At 66.1% G+C, this 13316-nt stretch carries 13 protein-coding genes; 4 read left to right on the top strand and 9 right to left on the bottom strand.

Translation table 11 applies throughout. The features are described 5' to 3' along the window. Positions 1–89: 89 nt before the first annotated feature. From QNN98_RS12835 to QNN98_RS12825, 3 genes are all read right to left on the bottom strand, one after another. Positions 90–1511 (bottom strand): class II fumarate hydratase, encoded by a 1422-nt coding sequence (locus tag QNN98_RS12835; protein ID WP_227914093.1) that lies wholly within the window; start codon positions 1509–1511, stop codon positions 90–92. Between the two features lie 61 nt (positions 1512–1572). Further along, positions 1573–2214, bottom strand: a complete 642-nt coding sequence (locus QNN98_RS12830; RefSeq protein WP_227914141.1) for a carbonic anhydrase — start codon at positions 2212–2214, stop codon at positions 1573–1575. 74 nt (positions 2215–2288) lie between these two features. Continuing rightward, on the bottom strand, positions 2289–2891 hold the full coding sequence (locus tag QNN98_RS12825; RefSeq protein WP_283997637.1) for a DUF4245 domain-containing protein: 603 nt from the start codon (positions 2889–2891) through the stop codon (positions 2289–2291). Between the two features lie 188 nt (positions 2892–3079). On the opposite strand from QNN98_RS12825, the gene glpX reads away from it, so the two are divergent. Beyond that, on the top strand, positions 3080–4120 hold the full coding sequence (glpX, locus tag QNN98_RS12820) for a class II fructose-bisphosphatase (RefSeq protein WP_227914095.1): 1041 nt from the start codon (positions 3080–3082) through the stop codon (positions 4118–4120). Positions 4121–4201: 81 nt separating this feature from the next. On the opposite strand, the gene QNN98_RS12815 is transcribed toward glpX, so the two are convergent. Then, positions 4202–5077, bottom strand: a complete 876-nt coding sequence (locus QNN98_RS12815; RefSeq protein WP_283997635.1) for a TspO-related membrane protein — start codon at positions 5075–5077, stop codon at positions 4202–4204. A 131-nt stretch (positions 5078–5208) separates the two neighbouring features. On the opposite strand from QNN98_RS12815, the gene QNN98_RS12810 reads away from it, so the two are divergent. Further along, positions 5209–6237 carry a lipid II:glycine glycyltransferase FemX gene (locus QNN98_RS12810; RefSeq protein WP_283997633.1) on the top strand — a complete coding sequence of 343 codons (1029 nt, stop codon included), beginning with the start codon at positions 5209–5211 and terminating at the stop codon, positions 6235–6237. A 41-nt stretch (positions 6238–6278) separates the two neighbouring features. Here the strand turns inward: QNN98_RS12810 and manA are convergent, their stop codons facing one another. From manA to QNN98_RS12790, 4 genes are read right to left on the bottom strand one after another with little or no spacing between them, the layout of a single operon-like run. Further along, a complete protein-coding gene (gene manA / locus QNN98_RS12805) occupies positions 6279–7604 on the bottom strand; it encodes a mannose-6-phosphate isomerase, class I (protein ID WP_283997630.1) in 1326 nt (441 codons plus the stop codon). Between the two features lie 47 nt (positions 7605–7651). After that, complete coding sequence (locus QNN98_RS12800; RefSeq protein WP_283997628.1) at positions 7652–9274, bottom strand: LCP family protein; 1623 nt, start codon at positions 9272–9274, stop codon at positions 7652–7654. A gap of 9 nt (positions 9275–9283) precedes the next feature. After that, on the bottom strand, positions 9284–9814 hold the full coding sequence (gene purE, locus QNN98_RS12795; RefSeq protein ID WP_227914100.1) for a 5-(carboxyamino)imidazole ribonucleotide mutase: 531 nt from the start codon (positions 9812–9814) through the stop codon (positions 9284–9286). Positions 9815–9817: 3 nt separating this feature from the next. Then, the gene (locus QNN98_RS12790; protein WP_283997626.1) at positions 9818–10984 is read right to left on the bottom strand and encodes a 5-(carboxyamino)imidazole ribonucleotide synthase; all 1167 of its coding nucleotides are present in this window, start codon (positions 10982–10984) and stop codon (positions 9818–9820) included. A gap of 186 nt (positions 10985–11170) precedes the next feature. On the opposite strand from QNN98_RS12790, the gene QNN98_RS12785 reads away from it, so the two are divergent. Next, positions 11171–11725 carry a GtrA family protein gene (locus QNN98_RS12785; protein ID WP_227914102.1) on the top strand — a complete coding sequence of 185 codons (555 nt, stop codon included), beginning with the start codon at positions 11171–11173 and terminating at the stop codon, positions 11723–11725. Here the strand turns inward: QNN98_RS12785 and QNN98_RS12780 are convergent. After that, positions 11703–12431 carry a TIGR03089 family protein gene (locus QNN98_RS12780; RefSeq protein ID WP_283997624.1) on the bottom strand — a complete coding sequence of 243 codons (729 nt, stop codon included), beginning with the start codon at positions 12429–12431 and terminating at the stop codon, positions 11703–11705. The two genes, QNN98_RS12785 and QNN98_RS12780, sit on opposite strands and share 23 nt — an antisense overlap. Before the next feature lie 331 nt (positions 12432–12762). Here QNN98_RS12780 and QNN98_RS12775 point away from each other — a divergent pair, with 331 nt between their 5' ends. Beyond that, entirely contained in the window at positions 12763–13302 is a 540-nt protein-coding gene (locus QNN98_RS12775; RefSeq protein ID WP_229960803.1) for a WhiB family transcriptional regulator, read from the top strand. Positions 13303–13316 lie beyond the last annotated feature (14 nt).

The following is a 13316-nucleotide window of genomic DNA, read 5'->3' as shown; positions in this document are numbered from 1 at the left end:
AGAGGGACGGGAAAGGGCACCCGGAAAAACCGGATGCCCTTTCGCCGGAGCTGCGCGTGGCGTGCTGCAGGCGGCGTTTGTGCTGCCTGCTATGCCTGGGGCGGCTTCGTCATCGAGAGGACGTCCAGGGCCTTGTCCAACTGTTCCTCGGTCAGTTCGCCGCGTTCCAGGTAACCCAGGTCTTCGACGGCCTGACGGATGGTCTTGCCTTCCTTGACGGAGTACTTGGCGATCTTGGCCGCGTTCTCGTAGCCGATGAACTTGTTCAGCGGGGTGACGATGGACGGGGATGCTTCGGCGAGATAGCGGGCACGCTCAACGTTGGCTTCGATGCCGTCAATCATCTTGTCCGCCATTACGCGGGAAGAATTGGCCAGCAGCCGGATGGACTCCAGCAGGTTCGCGGCGATCACCGGGATGCCGACGTTGAGTTCAAAGTAACCGAACGTGCCGGCCCAGGCGACGGCGGCGTCGTTGCCTACTACCTGTGCGGCCACCTGCATAACGGCCTCGGAAATGACGGGGTTGACCTTGCCCGGCATGATCGAGGAGCCCGGCTGGAGGTCGGGAATGGCGATTTCGCCCAGTCCGGTGTTGGGGCCGGAGCCCATCCAGCGCAGGTCGTTGGCGATCTTGGTGAAGGATACGGCGATGGTGCGCAGCATGCCGGAAACCTCAACCAGGGCGTCACGGTTGGCCTGTGCCTCGAAGTGGTCGCGCGCTTCGGTCAGCGGCAGTCCGGTGTCGGCGGCCAGCAGTTCGATGACCCGCTGCGGGAATCCGGCCGGAGTGTTGATGCCGGTGCCGACGGCGGTGCCGCCAAGCGGGACCTCCGCCACGCGGGGGAGGGAGGCCTGCACCCGCTCGATGCCGTAGCGGACCTGGGCGGCGTACCCGCCGAATTCCTGGCCCAGCGTTACCGGCGTGGCGTCCATCAGGTGGGTCCGTCCGGACTTAACCACGTCCTTGAACTCTTCGGCCTTGCGCTCCAGTGACGCGGCAAGGTGGTCAAGGGCCGGGATCAGGTTGTTGAGCAGTGCCGACGTAGCTGCCACGTGCACGGAGGTGGGGAAAACGTCGTTGGAAGACTGCGACGCGTTAACGTGGTCGTTCGGGTGGACGGTGGTTTCGCTGCCAGCGTCCCGCAAAGCACGGGTAGCCAGCTCGGCGAGGACCTCGTTGGTGTTCATGTTCGAGGATGTACCCGAACCGGTCTGGAAGACGTCGATGGGGAAGTGGCCGTCATGCATTCCAGTGGCGACGGCGTCGGCTGCCTTTTCAATGGCCCGGGCGCGCTCTTCGTCGAGCACCCCCAGTTCGGCGTTGGCAGTCGCAGCGGCCTTCTTGATCCGGGCGAGCGCTTCGATGTGCGAGGTTTCCAGCATGGTGCCGGAAATGGGAAAGTTCTCGACCGCGCGCTGCGTCTGTGCACGGTAAAGGGCGGCGGCCGGAACCCGGACCTCGCCCATGGTGTCGTGTTCGATGCGATATTCGGAGGTGTCAGAAGTCATGTCCCCAAGCCTAGTGTCCCGACCCGCCGCAGTAGAAACCGCTGCGCCGCAGCGCAAACCACTACTTGGGCAGTGCCGAACGCAGGACGGCGGGGTGTTCCAGTGCGCCGAACCCGGAGACCAGCTCTGCGTTGCCCTCGGCCAAGCGGTAGGACAAACCGATGACGGCCACGCGTCCGTCCTCCACGGCGTCGGAGATGACCCGCGAGCTCTCCACCAGGCGCTCGGCGGTCTGCTTGGTGTGCTCCACCACCATGTCGTTGACCTCAAACAGGTTCTTGCGGTGCGAAGCCAACACCGACGGAGTAATCCGCTCCACCAGGGAGCGAACATACCCGGTGGGGGTTTCCCCTGTGTCCACGGCTTCCTTCGCCGCGGTCACCGCGCCGCAACTGTCATGGCCGAGAACCACAATCAGGGGCACGTTGAGCGTTCCTACGCTGTATTCAAGGGAACCGAGGACGGCGTCGTCGATTACCTGGCCCGCGGTGCGGACTACAAAGGCGTCCCCAAGACCGAGGTCGAAGATGATTTCCGCAGCGAGGCGCGAATCCGAGCAGCCGAAGATGACGGCAAAAGGATTCTGGCCCTCCACCAGTGAACTGCGGCGCGGGGCGTCCTGGTTCGGATGGTTGGCGCTCCCGGCAACAAAGCGTTCGTTGCCTTCACGCAGTTTCTGCCAGGCCTGGGCGGGGGTGATCATCTTTTCTGTCTCCACGGTTCCGAGATTACTCCTTCAGCGGCCGGACGCCGTAGTGCCTTCCTTGGCGCCCGGCATCAGTTGCCGCGCAGGTCCTCCACCACGTGCTCGGCCAGGACATCGAATTCGCTCAGCTCTCCGGAGCCCGTGAGCACCACGGTCAGGCCCTCGACCTCGGCCACCATGGATGCCTTCCCGCTGGAGGAATCCCGCAGTTCCCACGTCACTCCGCCGGCCTGCCGTTCCCCGGCGACGGCGGAGTCGCCGGTCGACTCGTACACCCAGGTGGGATTGGCCGCATTGGTCTCGGTGAGGGCAATAAATTCACTTCCAGGCGTGACATATCCCACCTCCCACGTGGGCACGCCGTTGTTCTCTCCGGTGTTCCAACGCGCGTAATTGGCCGTCCAGCCATCGGGAAGCTCAGGGTCCAGCGGGCTGTAGCCGGCATCCCCGGCAGCCTGGTTGGCCGCAGCTGTGACATCGACATTGCGTGCCTGCATCTTGGGGGACGGATTCAGCAGCACCGGCACCAGGCACAGCGCCAGCGTCAGGCCGGTGGCGATTAGCATGCCCATCACGGTGGCATTGGCCCGCTTGGCCTGCTTGGTGGTCAGGACCGGCGTCACCGCGTCTTCGGCCTGCTGGGGCTGCTGGGGATCAGGCTGCGTTTCACTCACCCCTCCATATTCTCTTATGCGGCGCTGAACTCCTACTCCGCAAAACCCGCTCCGACAAACCGGCCGGGTCAAACCGGGCCGCAGATATCCGGTCGCCGGGTGGTGGCAAAAGCCACTCAGACTATGATCGGAGAAAGGTCATCTGCTCCAACGGGTGTCCGCAGACGGTTTACATCGAAATTTCAAAGATGAGGTTTGACGTGTCCAAAGGTGCCCAGTACTCAACACTTTCCCCCGCACTAGCAGTCGGAGATTCGGAGCCGGACCGCAACCTGGCTCTCGAACTGGTCCGTGTCACGGAGGCAGCCGCCATTGCCGGCGGCCACTGGGTGGGCTTCGGCGACAAGAACGCCGCCGACGGCGCAGCAGTGGACGCCATGCGTTCGCTCATTTCCACGGTCCACTTCAACGGCGTTGTGGTCATCGGTGAGGGCGAGAAGGACGAAGCGCCCATGCTTTACAACGGCGAGCACGTTGGCGACGGCACCGGCGCCCTGTGCGACGTTGCCGTCGACCCCATTGACGGCACCCGCCTTACGGCACTGGGCATCAACAACGCCCTCGCCGTCCTGGCTGTCGCTGAGCGCGGCACCATGTTTGATCCCTCCGCCGTGTTCTACATGGAAAAGCTCGTGACCGGCCCGGAAGCCGCCGACATGGTGGACCTGCGCCTGCCGGTCAAGCAGAACCTCCACTTGATTGCCAAGGCCAAGGGCAAAAAGATCAACCAGCTCAACGTCATGATCCTCGAGCGTGACCGGCACAAGCCGCTGGTGCAGGAAATCCGCGACGCCGGTGCCCGGACCCGGATGCTGATGGACGGCGACGTCGCCGGCGGCATTGCCGCTGCACGCGAAGGCACCGACGTCGATGCCCTGATGGGAATCGGCGGCACTCCCGAAGGCATCATTACCGCCTGCGCCATCAAGACGCTCGGCGGCGTTATCCAGGGCCGGCTGTGGCCCACCTCCGATGACGAGAAGCAGAAGGCAATCGACGCCGGACATGATCTGGACCGGGTGATGTCCACCAATGACCTGGTCACCAGCGATAACTGCTACTTCGCTGCGACGGGCATCACCGACGGCGATCTGCTGCGCGGGGTCCGTTACAAGAAGGACCGCGTCCTGACCCAGTCCATCGTGATGCGCTCCAAGTCCGGCACTATCCGCGTGGTGGACGGCGAACACCAGGCGCACAAGTGGGAGTCCTACGCCCGCGCCAACTAGTCCGCAGGCCTCGCGCCCCAGTACCAAAAGCGTCCCCGCCGGAAACTTCCGGCGGGGACGCTTTGTTGCGGAGGAGGCGTCTCAGGCCGGCCGGCCGGAGCGGGGCGCGGCGCTGGTTCCCGGACGGCCGGCACGGAAGCGGATAGCCAGGGTGGCGGCAGCCACCACAACTGCCGCTGCGGCGGCGGCCACCGCGGTGGGAACAGATTCCAGTCCGCCGTTGACCCGGGAGACCGCTATCCAGGACAGTCCCCACACGAGTGAAACCGCCGGAGCGAGGCGGCCGCGTCCGGCCGCAGCCAGCCCGATGCCGACGGCGGCCGTAACGGCAAGCACGGCAGCGGACCAGAGGGCCGGAGGCAACCCGAAACCCCGGAAGCCTGCGGAGGTGAGCGCAGAGGCGGTATTGGCAGCTGTGGCTACGCATACCCAGCCAAGATAGAGGCCCAGCGCGCCATCCACTGCAATCCATTCCGGCCAGCCGCCGGTGCGTGCAGTCCGCAGGACCGCGTAGCGCCGAAAACACTCGGCCAGGACGGCCAGCAGGGCCACGATCACCACCACGCTGAGCAGCACCGACCCGGCCTGCACCGAGAGGATCCAGGCGGCGTTCAAGAGCAGCGACGCGGCAACCAGCCAGCCCAGGGAACGTTGCCGGCCTGAGGCTCGCTGGGACGGAAACCACTGATAGACCGTGAAAAGGCCAAGTCCGGTGTAAATCACGGACCAGATGGAGAAGGCCGTGCCGGCCGGAGCCAGATATGTCGCATCGGCACTCAGCGCACCGCCGGCGGCTTCCGCCACGGGCGTGCCGCCAAAAACGCCCACGCCGATCATCGAGCCGACAATGCAGACGGCAAAACAGCTGGTGACGGTGATCCGGCGTGCAAGGCCCGCCCCGCGGTGACTGGCGGTGGAGGGGGATCCGGATGAGGGAATGGAAGAGGAAGCAGCCATAGTCGAGCCTAGCAAGCCATCCCCACCCATGACCCGCCCGGTGGCCTGACCGTTGCCTGCCGCGGACGGTTAGCCGCCGCCGGTGCCGTCCGTTTCGGCCCCCGGCAGGGGAGCCAAGTAGTCTTGAAGGCATGACACTGCGCGTTACTCCCTGCTCCGAAACCGCTTCCTGGAACGAAACCGTCAACCGCTTCCGCGGCCACCCCCAGCAGTTGTGGGGCTGGGGCAAAACCAAGGCGGAGCACGGATGGAGCGTGGACCGCGTCCTGGTCAGCGACGACGCCGGCACCGTGGTGGGCTGTGCCCAGGTGCTGCTGCGCGCGCTGCCTTTCCCGTTCCGCGCCCTGGCGTACATCCCGCGCGGACCACAGGGGGAGCCGGGCCGGGAGCTGGAGGTGTTGGATGCCGTCAGTGACTATGTAAAGACGGCGCACTCCGCCGTGGCGCTGTCCATCGAGCCGGACTGGGATGAGGACGGCAAACTCTCCGCAGGCCTGCCCGGACTCGGTTTCCGCCGGAGCGAGAACACCATCCTGATTGGCCGGACACTGATCCTGGACCTGCAGCGCAGCCTGGACGACCTTTCCGGGGACATGAGCAAAAAGCACCGCCAGTACATCCGCAAATCCGGGCGGGAGGACCTGGTCTACCGCCGGGTGGAGCGTGCGGAAATTGCCAAGTGCCTGGCTGTGTACAAGCTCACGGCCCAGCGGGCGAACTTCGGAATCCATGAAGACGCCTACTACCTGGACATCTTCGACAACCTCGGCGAGGATTCACCGGTGTATGCCGCCTTCAGCGGCGAGGACGTCGTGGCGTTCCTGTGGCTCTCGGCCAGCGATTACACGGCCTTCGAGCTTTACGGCGGGATGACCGAGGAAGGCGAGCGGCTGCGGGCCAACTACGCGCTGAAATGGCACGCCATCTCCGACATGAAGGAACGCGGCATTACCCGCTACGACTTCAACGGGCTGCTCAACGACGGCGTGTCCAAGTTCAAGATGGGCTGGGCTAAGCACGAGGACCTGCTGACGGGCACCTGGGACAAACCGCTTTCCCCGCTCTACCCGCTCTTCGCCACCGCACTGCCGCTGGCCAAAACAGGCATGCGGAAGGCCCGCGCCGTCGTTGCAGGCCTCAAGGGCCGCCTGCGCCGCTAACCGGGGATCAGGCGGGCAGCGGGATCAGGCCGGCAGCGGGATCAGGCCGGCAGGTCCAGCCGGGGCTCATCCCCGCCGTTGGCCGGGGCGGACCCGACCGTAACGGCGAAGGCCAGCGCGGCGTCGTCGTGCTGCGCCGAATCGGAGGCGAGCCGCAGGAAGGCCGGCGCATCGCCGGCCGGCAGGAAAGCGCTCTGCCCGGGTTCAAGGACCAGGCTGCCGGCGGGGGAGGACAGCGCAACGTTGCCGCGGACGGAGATCACCACCGCGGGACCGTTCTGCAGCACCGGGACTTCGGCGGGAAGGTCCCGTTCGGTGTCCGGCCCCTGGGCCAGCTCGATCCGCTGCAGCTGGAATTCCTCAAAGGGCGGGCGGAAGACTTCCTGCCCGTCCGCGGTGTGTCCGGCCGGAAGCGAGGGAATGCCCAGCGGCCGGAAATCCACGGTCCGAAGCAGTTCCGGGACATCAACATGCTTGGGGGTCAGGCCGCCGCGCAGGACATTGTCCGATGCCGCCATGACTTCCACGCCCAGGCCGCTCAGGTAGGCGTGGACGTTGCCGGCGGGGAGGTAGATCGCTTCGCCGGGCTTCAGGGAGGCCCGGTTGAGCAGCAGGGAGATCAAGACCCCGGGATCACCCGGGTAGAAGCCCTGCAGCTCGGCCACAGTTGTCAGCTCACGGGCAAATTCGGTTCCGGCAGCGGACAACAATGCCGAGGCAGCGGCCGCCTCCTCCACCGCGGGCCGGACGGATTCGCCGTCGCTGAGGATGGTCTGGAAGACGGACTGCAGGCGGTCGGCCGCCGGGTGGCCGGAAGAAAGCTCCGCAACAATCCATTCCAGCAGTTCCGGGACCGGGCGTCCCGCGGCGGCAATAGCCCCGTTGACGGCCCGGAAAACCTGCGCTGCCTCCTCCGGGTTCCGGAAACCGCACAACGCCTCGAAGGGCGTCAGCGCGAAGATCATCTCCGGCTTGTGGTTCCCGTCCTTGTAATTGCGTTCCCGCGCCCCGCGGTCCACACCCGCTTCCTCTTCGGCTGCATAACCGGCGCGGGCCTGCGCGGGCGTGGGATGGACCTGCAGCGACAGGGGAGACCCGGCTGCGAGGATCTTGGCCAGGAAGGGCAGCTCACCGCCGAACCGGGCTGCTGTATCCGCGCCGAGGGCGGCCTCCGGATCCAAGGCAATAAGCTCGTCGAGGGTCTGTGCCCCGTCCACCGGCGGCACCAGGGTCGACGGTGCGCCCGGATGGGCTCCGATCCACAGTTCTGCCTCCGGCTCCCCGGAGGGCTCCCGGCCGAACAGTTCGGCCATGGCCGTGGTTGATCCCCATGCATAGGGTCGGAGCGTATTCCGGAGCAGGTACATGGGTCTCTTTCGGCTGATAGGTGAGTCGGATGCGAAGCAGTGCAGGACTAGCCCGGGCTGCACTCACCGTTGTTGTTCAGGAGCATACCGAGCGTCGCATCGTCCTGGATCTCCGCCAGGTACTGCAGGTACTCCACGGTGATTTCTTCCGTCTCCTCTTGGGGAACCTCGGTGATAGGCGTTCCGTCCGCTGCCTCGCCGTCTGTTCCGCCGGCTTCTGTGCCGGCATCCAGGCCTGTGCCCTCTTCAGGTGCGGCCTCCTCAGCAGGTGCCTCCTCAGCAGGGGCGGCCGGTTCGGAGGTGCCGTCCAGCATGTCCTGGACCCGGGCATGGATCAGGTTGAAATCCGGGTAGGTCACGAAGTTGTCCGCTGCCGGACCGAAGTCCGGCGGGCCGATGGTCATCCGCTCCATCGTTTGTCCCTTGGCCTTCAGTGCCAGGTCCACGAAACTGCCCAGCTGATCTTGCGGCAGGTCCGTCTCCACGATCTGCTCGCCCGCAGAGGCAATGGCCTGGAAACGGGTCAGCAAAGTCGCGGGATCCATCTGCGCCACCATGGCCTGCTGCACGCACTGCTGCCGGGAAATCCGGTGGTAGTCGGTAACGAACTCCCGGGAGCGGGCGTACCAGAGCGCGTGGTAGCCGTCCAGGGTCTGCGTGCCCGGGGGAATCCAGCCGTCCGGGGGATAGTGTCGGTTCGTTCCGGGAATTTCCCCGGCGGTGATCGGCACCCAGCCGCCTACGTTGACCTTGATCCCGCCCATGGCGTCGACCAAGGTGGAGAAGCCGTCCATGTCCACGATCACGTAGCCCTGGACCTCCAGCCCCAGGGTGCCGCTGACTGCGTCCATCATGGCCTCGGCCCCGGGATCCTGGGAGCCGGGATACAGGTCCGCGTAGTTCTCGGTCACTGTTTGGTACAGGCTGTTGATAATGCACTCGTCGCCGCAGTCATAGCCGGTCGGGTACACATCGGACAGCGGGGAATCCGCCGGGAACTGGGCGTTTTGGAAGTTGCGCGGAATGCTGAACACCACGGTGTGGCCGCTCTTGGCGTCCACGCTGAACATGGAAATGCTGTCCGGCCGCAGTCCGGTGCGGTCCTCGCCTGCGTCGCCGCCCATCAGCAGGAAGTTGTACCGGCCGTCCACCGGGTCCAGCGACGGACCGGAGGCGAAGATGGAGTCGAAGGCATGGCGGGAGACGTTCATCAGGTACGCGCCGTAGGCAAGGCTGCCGCTGGTGGCGACCATCAGCAGGGCCAGGACGCTGGCCACCACCGGGCGGACGCCGCGCTGCAGGAGCGGAGGGCGGATGATGCGCAGCGTGTTCAGGAACAGCAGTGCCCAGCCCACGGCCAGCACCACCAGGGCCAGCATGATCAGCAGCGACGCCCAGCGGTTGGTCAAAATATTGATGAGCAGGGCCCGATTGGTCAGGGCAATGACGACGGCGGCCGCTACCAGCGCCCATGCCGTGAGGCTGACCCGCAGGGCACGCCGGCCCAGCTTCCGGTCGCCGGCAACCACCTGGGCTGCGCCGGGCAGCACCAGGGTCAGCAGCAGCAGGATGAAGGCCCGCTTGGTCCGGACCCCGTATGCGGCGCTTTGGGGATAGCGGACGGGGTCTGTGTAGGGCGTGCCTGGATCGGCTGCGTGGCGCTGGTCCATGATCTGCCCTTAGTCCGTGCCGGTCTGGGACGTGCGCAGGGCGGCGCCCTTGGCCATGGCACTCTGGCGCAGGCCAGCAGCGAATTCGATCAACTGCTGCTGCAGCCGGGCAGCAAAGGGGTCGGTGCCGGCAGCCAGCATCCGCACGGCCAGCAGGCCCGCGTTCCGGGCTCCGCCGATGGAGACCGTCGCCACCGGCACGCCGGCGGGCATCTGGACAATCGAGAGCAGCGAGTCCATTCCGTCCAGGTACTTCAGGGGTACGGGTACCCCGATGACCGGCAGCGGTGTCACTGAGGCGAGCATCCCGGGCAGGTGGGCGGCGCCGCCTGCACCGGCAATAATGATGCGTAGTCCGCGCCGGTGTGCTTCCCTGCCGTAGTCCAGCATGTCCTCGGGCATACGGTGGGCCGAGACGACGTCGGCCTCATAGGGAATCCCGAACTCGGCCAGCGCCGCCGCAGCGGCATCCATGACCGGCCAGTCGGAGTCCGAGCCCATAACGAGGCCGACCAGCGGCGGGGTAGCACGGTTGGGCATACTTCAGTTCTCCTTCAGGGGGTCGCGGCCGTCACGGATGATGGCCGCTGCCCGGCCGGCGCTGCGGCGGAGTGCGGGAAGGTCGTCAGCGGCGCCGACGGCATTAACGTGCCCGATCTTACGTCCCGGGCGCACCGATTTGCCGTAGGTATGGATCTTGACGGCGGGTTCGGCGGCCATGGCCAGGGGATAGGCGGCAAACAGATCGGGATTTGGTCCGCCCAGGAAGTTCTTCATGACCGTTGCCCCGGACAGCAGGCCGGTGGCGCCCAGCGGCAGGTCCAGAACGGCCCGCAGGTGCTGCTCGAACTGCCCGGTCAGGGAACCGTCCATGGTCCAGTGCCCGGAGTTGTGCGGACGCATGGCCAGCTCGTTGACCAGGAATCCGGGGCCGCGGCCGGGGGTTTCGAAGAGTTCCGCGGCCATTACGCCAGTCACACCGAGTTCCTCGGCCAGGCGCAGCGCCGCAGCTGCGGCAGCTTCGGCTACCGCGGGATCAAGGTCCTGTGCCGGAGCGATCACTTCGTCGCACACGCCGTCCACCTGGATGGAGTGGACCACGGGCCAGGCCGTGCTCTGCCCGCCGGGAGTCCGGGCTACCAGGGCGGACAACTCACGGGTGAAAGGGACTTTCTCTTCAGCCAGCAGCGGGCCGGCACCGAACCAGTCGGCGCATTCCCGCGCTGCGGCGCCGTCGGCCACTATCCGCACGCCCTTGCCGTCATATCCGCCGCGCGGGGTTTTCAGGACCACCGGCCAGCCGATCGACTCGCCGAAGGCTGCCAGCTCCTCCACGTCGGCAACCTCGGCCCAGCGGGGGTTGGGCAGGCCCAGCCGTTCCACGGCGGCGCGCATGACCAGCTTGTCCTGGGCATGGATCAGGGCGTCGGGGCCCGGCTGGACGTTGAATCCCTTCTCCACCAGTGCTGACAGGTGCCCGCCGGGTACGTGTTCGTGGTCGAAGGTCAGCACGTCGACGCCGGCGGCAAAGTCCGCGAGGACCTGCAGGTCCCGGTAATCACCGACCGTGGCGTTGGCCACTGCCGGCACCGCCGACACATCGGGTCCCTCGGCGAGCACGCGCAGCTCAAATCCGAGTGCCGTGGCCGCCGGGGCCATCATCCGGGCGAGCTGGCCGCCACCTATCACACCGATAATTGGAAAATCCACGCCTTAAGGGTACCGAAAAGCCCTGTGCATCCTGCGCCGCCACCCCCGGATATGCCACAGTCCCGAGCAAACTCCCATAAACCGGCGGTAATATTGCTTACTTGACCGCCGCGCGTCCGCGCGTCGGGTGTAGGCAGCAGTCCGCCGTTTTTGCGGGCCCCTGTCGCGGATCGGCCTCGGAGGGTCATGTTTACATCGCTGTCATCTCGGCTTCGGGGCCTTGTTTCCCTGTTCTGGCGGGAAGTTGCCAAGTTCGGAACCGTGGGTGCCCTGGCCTTCCTCATCGACAACGGGCTGACCCTGTATCTGATGCATGGACCCATGTCCGGCAGTGAGGTCAAGGCACGCTTTGTCGGCGCCGTTGTGGCGACCATGTTCTCCTGGGTGGCCAACCGCTACTGGACGTTCCGCCGGCGCCGCAGCCAAGACAATGTGGCGCGTGAACTCGGGCTGTTCATCCTGATCAACGGCGTGGGCATCCTGATCTCCACCGGCTTCACCTGGGTTGCCCGCTATCCCATGGGGATAGAGGACAAGAACCTGTTGTTCCTGGCTGGTGTGATCGGCATTGGAGTGGCCACCGTCCTGCGGTTCTTTGCCTACCGCTTCTGGGTCTTTAACGCCGAATTGGATGATGAGCCCGGTTTCGAGCAGGACTACGAGCTGCTGGATGATCCCGCAGCCCCGCGCGAAGATCCGGCGCCCCGGACCGGGGCTATCAGGCCTCCAACCGCTTCGTAACCCGCTCCGAGGCCAGGACCTTCTCGCCCGGATCTACGCCTTCGCCGGTGAGGACCAGCGCGCCGCCGGAAGCCCAGGTCTGCAGGGCGGCCTCAAGCACCAGCGGGAGATCCGCGGAGGCTGCCAGAAGGACGCCGGGTGTTCCGGCGGGTTCGCCGCCGGCAGGCAGTGCACTGTAGGGGACCGTTCCCTGCAGCAGGGCTGCCGACGTGCCGCCGTGGACCTCCAGTGCAGACACGGAGGCGTCCGGCGCCGGCCCCTCGAGGTAGGTATCAGCATACGAACGTACCTCCGCGGCATAGTCGACGACGCCGGGGGCCAGGTCTGCCGGGTAGGCCAGGTCAAGGGCGCCCAGCGCCACCGCCACCACGGTCCCCGGGCCCGTGGACTGCGCCGAGGCGGTAACCGTGACATCAGCTGCCGCGGAGCTGCCCTCGGGATCCCACACCACCGTGCAGCCGGTCTGCCAGCCGGCCAGGACCCAGACCAGGGTCTTCCAATGAACGGGCAAATCGAGCCGCAGCCTCAGCCCGGGTTCGGCGTCGAGTTCGTCCACGAGGAAGTTGGCGGTCTTGGCAACCCAGTTGTCCAGCACCTTCCCCGACAGCTCGATCCGTTCCCCTCCGCTGCCGTACCAAATCAGGGCGGGGGAAGTGGCCTGCTGCGTGCGCAGGCCCGAAAGCAGGGCGGATGCCGGCGTGCTCATTATCAAGTGCTCTCTTTCGTAGGTCCTGCCGATCCGTGCGGTGCGGATCGGCTCCGGTGCGGTACCGGCGGGTGGCGCGGGAAATTCATTCCCACTGCCGCAGCGCTTCTGTAAAGTGCGACGCGCCCGGAAAATGGAGCAGATCCCGGGCGTGGCGTTCCTCGCATCCGCTCAATGAACTCTATAAGATGCCTGAACAGCTTGACGGAGTCGTATTACACGCGTGTAATTAGGTATCGGATTTGTTCCAGCCACATGGAGGACCCGCAGGCCCAGTGCCTGCGGCTCCACCACACAGCCGCCGCTGGGGCAGTAACACCGGGAGGACTCCATGGGGCAAGCAGAAGAATCGCAGGACAGTACCGTCATTGCTGAGCAGGCCACCGCCAGCTACGGTTCACGGGGCGTCCCCGTTGACTGGTACGTGGATCCCGCTGATCCGGCTGCTGCCGAGCGGTACCGGCGGGATACTGCCGGTTCGATTGAGGACCAGGCCACTGCCTTCCTCGCTGCCCACCAGGCGCTGGCTGAAGCCCCGGAGGAAGAGGAAACCGTCCTCGACCCGCCGGTCTCATTGTTCCCCGCGGCACCTGAAACCCGGCCCGTCTGGATCGGGCTTCCCGGCCTCGGCCAAGACTACGCGGACGAGGGCGAGCTTGGCTGGCAGGCGGACGCACTGTGCGCCCAGACCGATCCAGAGGCGTTCTTCCCCGAAAAGGGCGGGTCCACCCGCGACGCGAAGAAGGTCTGCGCCGCATGCAATGTCCGGTCACAGTGCCTGGAATACGCACTGGCCAACGATGAGCGGTTCGGCATCTGGGGCGGTCTGTCCGAGCGTGAACGCCGCCGGCTTCGGAAGCAGGCAGTCTAATTCTTTCGCACGTC

The sequence above is a fragment of the Arthrobacter sp. zg-Y1143 genome (assembly GCF_030125565.1).
GTDB lineage: Bacteria > Actinomycetota > Actinomycetes > Actinomycetales > Micrococcaceae > Arthrobacter_B.
This window is presented reverse-complemented; position numbering and strand designations above follow the sequence as displayed.